Origin of the sequence: Paenibacillus sp. AR247, from assembly GCF_002968895.1 — a bacterium.
In the GTDB taxonomy this organism is placed as follows: Bacteria; Bacillota; Bacilli; order Paenibacillales; family Paenibacillaceae; genus Paenibacillus_AQ; species Paenibacillus_AQ favisporus.
This window is the reverse complement of record NZ_PCZT01000038.1, coordinates 1-5408: the sequence shown is the minus strand read 5'-3', so window position 1 is coordinate 5408 and position 5408 is coordinate 1. Positions and strand designations below refer to the sequence as shown.

The 5408-nt window shown below is 42.8% G+C and carries 5 protein-coding genes; 3 read left to right on the top strand and 2 right to left on the bottom strand.

Translation table 11 applies throughout. From position 1 onward, the window contains the following. Positions 1-13: 13 nt before the first annotated feature. A complete protein-coding gene (locus tag CPT76_RS35425; protein ID WP_105446216.1) occupies positions 14-973 on the bottom strand; it encodes a glycosyltransferase in 960 nt (319 codons plus the stop codon). Between the two features lie 360 nt (positions 974-1333). On the opposite strand from CPT76_RS35425, the gene CPT76_RS35420 reads away from it, so the two are divergent. The 3 genes from CPT76_RS35420 (at position 1334) to CPT76_RS35410 (ending at position 4362) form a co-directional block, all read left to right on the top strand. Continuing rightward, entirely contained in the window at positions 1334-2101 is a 768-nt protein-coding gene (locus CPT76_RS35420) for a succinylglutamate desuccinylase/aspartoacylase family protein (RefSeq protein ID WP_258169108.1), read from the top strand. A 304-nt stretch (positions 2102-2405) separates the two neighbouring features. Beyond that, positions 2406-3539, top strand: coding sequence for a glycosyltransferase family 4 protein (locus CPT76_RS35415; protein WP_105446215.1), 1134 nt, complete (start codon positions 2406-2408; stop codon positions 3537-3539). Between the two features lies 1 nt (position 3540). Next, complete coding sequence (locus CPT76_RS35410) at positions 3541-4362, top strand: phosphotransferase (protein ID WP_258169107.1); 822 nt, start codon at positions 3541-3543, stop codon at positions 4360-4362. Positions 4363-4782: 420 nt separating this feature from the next. Here the strand turns inward: CPT76_RS35410 and CPT76_RS35405 are convergent, their stop codons facing one another. Continuing rightward, complete coding sequence (locus CPT76_RS35405; protein WP_200633417.1) at positions 4783-4980, bottom strand: hypothetical protein; 198 nt, start codon at positions 4978-4980, stop codon at positions 4783-4785. Between the last annotated feature and the right edge of the window lie 428 nt (positions 4981-5408).

Sequence of the window (5408 nt, the reverse complement as noted above, 5' to 3'; positions counted from 1 at the left end):
CAAACTGTTTATATCAGATGAGTAGCTTTTTGGTTAAGATAGGTGCAACTGCTCCATGATCGCCGAAGTGACATTGAATCAACTTATTCATGTATTTTTGCTGAACAATACCACAGTATCCTGCAACACCTGCAGAAATAACGGGTTTTGCACAAGCCAAAGCTTCAAGTGCAACACGCCCCGTTCCTATTACGACATCTGCGGCAAAGTAAGCAAGTTGGATACTAGACATTGGGGGACGAATGATGACAGCTGTTCGACCAAGACGATGATTGGCTTTAGCTGCAAGCTGATTCAAATCAGTGCGGCGGGATCCGGGACCAACTAAAACAGCTATAAACTGACTATTATTTTTAGCAATTCGTTCTGCTGCTTGGATCACTTTTCTAGCTATGGGATATTTATCAGATGAGAATCTTCCAGCGTACACAAGAATTTGGGCAGTTGATGGTAAATGAAGAGCCTTTCTCGAGTAATTTTTATTCAATATAGGACGGAACGTTGCTGTTTCAATCCCATTAGGGATCATCCTGATCTTGTACATAGGAATTTTATGATTTGCCAACCACTTGGGGAGCTTGGGTGAAACCGCAATCACACGTTTTGACATTCTTGCCGCAGCTAATAAGGCATCCTGGCGATGATAAGTGCCATGTACGGTAACGATCAAAGGAATGTTTTGTTTTTTGGATAAGGCTGCTGCGAGTTTAAATGAGTTGGAGTCATGAGCGTGGATTAGATTGTATCTTCCTTTAACAATGATCGAAGACAAAAAGGATACCTTTTCGGATTTCTTCCCAGTTGGCAGTATATGAAGCGAAATCCCCGCTTTTTTAAATGAGTCAGTAAGAGGTCCTCCTTTAGCTGCAACAGCAACCCGGATTCCACGAGTTAGTAAATATCGGGATAAAGAAAGAATATGTTTTTCTGTTCCCCCAATATTCAGCCGTGATACCAACATTAAAATATTCATTCTCACTCCCCCCTAACTACCGAATCTTATCCTTTTCCCGAGTTAATAATCTTAATTAGAATATGTCACTTGAGTGATGATGGCTTCGGACTAGTGCCCTTTTCATGAACCTAAGAAGAGAAGGTACTGAAATAAGTCAGGGTAGGAGTAGATTCAACTCCCCAAAATATTATGAACCTAGTGAAAGGCACAATCAAAGCAGTTTGAATTTATATATAGTAATATCACCTTTTAATATTATTTTTAAATCTCTATTAAAAAGCTGCCAATCCAATGTGTACCCCATTAACGACCATTGGAATTTCAAGTGCAGCCTTTTAATGACATATTTTTGTTGTTTAATTGGGAGCTTTATGCGTAATGAGTAGCTTGCAGAGGACCGAAATATTTGCTGAAACCTTCCAGCCTGTACTTTTCCAAAATGCAATAGGGGTGGTGAATCTTATGCTGACAGAAAGACAAAAGCTCGCCAAAGGCACACCATTTGAAACATGGCTTCACCTGTTCCATGGGGAACTCCCTGGTCCGACAGTTATGATTGTGGCTGGCATCCACGGCAAGGAAGTGGGTAGTATTCGCGCAGCACAGAAATTGGTCAAGCAGCTGAGAAATCAGGAGTTGACAATCATTAGTGGGAGTCTGATTGTAGTCCCTGTTGCAAACCAACCTGCTTTCAAGAAAAGAGTCCGGGGCACGCCGGACCTGAACCGTACATTTCCACGCGGGCAGAACCGAAAAGCAACACAGGAGATGTCCCGCGCTTTGTTTAGTATTATGCAAAAATATAAACCAGCCTGGTATCTGGATCTTCATGAAGCAAATGGTTTATCATCAAAAAGCAAAGATGTACTAGGTCAGACGTTAATCACGAACCCAGGAAACGCTTCTATTCCCATTGTCCGGAAGATTATCAAACAGATAAACGGGATTGTTACTCGTCCTTCCCACCGGTTTCACATTCGGCTGCACAAACTTAAAGGCTCTTCTCGTACAGCTGCGGCAGAGCGAATTTATGCCAATGCGGTAACAGTCGAAACATGCTGGAGCCTTAAAATGAATACAAGGATTGAATATCAGATGCAAGTGGTACAGCACTTCTTACGTGAAGCTGGTCTGATGAAATCTTGATCATGAATGAGGGTGCAAATAGGGTCACGATTCCTAAATACAATGAAGTCTATCGGGGAATCCATCACTACCGCGTTAGGGCTTCTGAAGATGTTTAAGCCGCTGATATTGTGGCTTTTTTTATTGGACTTAAGGATATATTGAAGCGACTCCAAAGAAAATCACGGTTTTTTATTGCAAATTATGATCTGAAAAATGAAGGAATCCAGATCAGTCTTAGGCCCATGCATACACATTTATTAACTAACCAAAATGATCGGGCAACATAATATGTATTTAGAACTCATCGCTTAGGAGGGGGAAAATGGGGGACGAGAGTAAACTAAAAATATGGGTCATGACAAATGAGTTTGAACCTGAAATTGTAGGAGGACTAGGGATCGTCGCTACCCAGCTCACGAGAATGTTGAGCAAACTTGGTGCAAAAGTAACGGTTCTGTGCCCCGGGAATTCGGATCGATTAACGACATCAAATACTTATGGCAATTTGCGCATTCTCAGATTTCCCAAAAATTCAAAGTATTTTAATCGAGCCAAGCATTCATTTATAGCCGAAGTCATCATAAAGAGCGCATTCGCTAAGGGGGGAGGCAAGCCTGATATAATTCATGTGCATAGTACGGAATTTGCGTATACTGCCAAGGCAGCAGGAGAGCGATTTGATCTCCCTATCGTCTACACCTGTCATTCATTGGCATCACAAGGCATTTCTTCGCTTCCTGGTAAACAACAGACCACACTGATACGCGCTGCAAATCGAATTATTGTACCGAGCCGCTGGCAGGCCAAAGTAACAAGGAGGCTTTATCCTCGAATTGACGGAAATAAGATGATCGTTATCCCCCACGGCGTTGTTCCTGTCACGAAGGGTTCAACAATAGGCTTTTCGCATAAATTGCTTTATGTAGGAAGATTGATTCCATCAAAAGGAGTTGAGCCCTTAATTAAAGCTGTTGGCCTTTTAGCCCAGGAAAATAGCAAAATCCATTTAACTATTGTTGGAAGCGGTAAAGCGAGTTATAGGAACAAGCTGCGCTCCTTGGCAAAACAAGCTGGGGTCGAGAAGCGAATTCGTTGGGCCGAAAAAACCCCACACAAAACAGTTCAACGGATGTACGGTTCTTATGGAGCCGTAATTAATCCTAGTAAAAAGGAATCGTTCTGCTTGGTCGCACTGGAAGCTATGGCAAACGGCGTTCCGCTTATTTCTACAACATCTGGGGGCATGAAGGAATTTGTAACCCCCCAAAACGCCAAAATCATTCATTCAGTTGATACCGCCCATATTGCCCGAGCCATCAAGGAATTTTGGAATAACCCAGAACAATCAAGAAAGCGAACAATCCATGCCCGTACTACTGCAGCCCAGTACAAATGGCCTGTAATAGCCAGGAAATACCTTTCAATATTTTCGGAATTGAAGCGGGGGAAGACATAGCATGAGTGAATACTCTACAACCCATGTTAAAAAGATAGTGAAACAGTTTGGGATCAAGGCAAGTGCACAAAAACGTATCCGTGAAGGAATATATCAAATTGTGACTGCGGACGGGCGAAAATACAGCTTGAAGCGTATGCCTAAACAGATTGCGCGGTTACGATGGATTGATCGAATGTTAATGCACGTCCAGCGTAACGGTCCACTCCTTGCTTGGCGTAATCCCCAAACCCCGGAAGGTCGAAAACCTCATGCAATCTCTCAGAAGGGGGAGCTCTTCGTACTGACGCCTTGGATTTACGGGAGAGAACCTTCTCCGCGTTCACTTGCGGATATGCGGTCATGTGGCATCGCATTAGCCAGGTTTCATAAAGCAGGGCAAACCGCGCTTAAGGGAGAAATTTCCCAAAGCGAGATCGGGACATGGTATTCCAAACTGGATAAACGGCAACGATATATTCAAAATAAGATTTCAAAAGCAAAAACAAATAGCTTTAGTGTGCCTATTAGTCGATTTATCCAACGGCATGGACCAGAGATTCTGCGTTATGCAAATCAAGCAAAAGCATTGCTGCGAAGCAGCAGATATGAGGTTTACCGACAAAGTCCCCGACAATACGGAGTCTTGTGTCATGGGGATGGTGGGCCGAGTAATTTTATTATGATTGATAAAGGGACGTACCTTATTGATTTCGAAACCTTGCATGTCGATCTTCGCGCTTATGACTTATATCGGGTTATTTATAATTCCAGCAAAGATTACCGTTGGGATTTTTCGATCGCAAAAGCAATTTTGGATGGTTACCGCAAGGTAGCGACCTAAAAAAATGGATTATGAACTTATTCGTGTCTGGTTACGATTTCCGTTTACGACTTATTTAGTGCTTTCCCCCTTCAAGAGAATTCCGTTTACAGAAAGTCGGTTACAGTGGGCACTTGAAAGTGAGCGGAGAATCAGCTCATTCCTAAAAAAATTAGAAGAATATGAAACGAGACATTGCTCTACACGAGGACATTAAAGACGTAGCGAGCCTAGAAATTTTTCATGATGCCAAATATCAATTAAACTCAAACATGAAAATGTGCTTGCTTGACGATGAATTACTAATATTGGCACAGCGGCTTCCGTAATTTCACTTGATAATAGTAAGCCCCAAAGCGTATCTCCTGAATTTCACCCTAGCGTAGCGGTCAGACGATCATACGGTAGTGAAGATGAACAGCGCCGCTTCGGAAGCGGCGCTCACCAAGCAGCTCGAGCCGCATGCGGAAGTTGTCCGGCAATGCTCGCTGTCTCCCAGTACACCATCGACTCGTAGATTCGACTTCCGCATAAGTAGGTGCCAATTGGCCGCTCGAAGTCCGTCCAGAACGCAAACACCTCGTCATCGGAGATGGTCCCATCGATGTTGCCGTGCTCGTCCTCAATGTAACCGTCCAAAGATACGTTACCAGCGAAGATATTAATACATATTGGAAGTATTCTACCCTTAGCTCAACAAATAAAGGTGGCCCCCGCGCCTTCGCTTGGGCTACGTCCTCCACACATATTGCGTTTCCAATTCCTAATAAAAGACCTGCGCACGGAGAATGTAAGCGATGCCGTTATGGCAACGCTTTTTGATTGGGTGGATTTTGAAAAAAACGCCGAAAAGTGGATACAAGAATATCACAATAAATAATTGTATAATTTTAACAGGTTACATTTTTTTAATTTTTCTATTGAATTTTATATTTCTGTAGTTTATAAATGATTGAGTAGGGTTACGTGTCACTTGGCTCTTGGGCCACAACAAAATCTTTTCTCACTTTTTAGGGAGGTACTTTATGAATAACAACACGAACAACATCAAGAGAAGCCGAATCGTC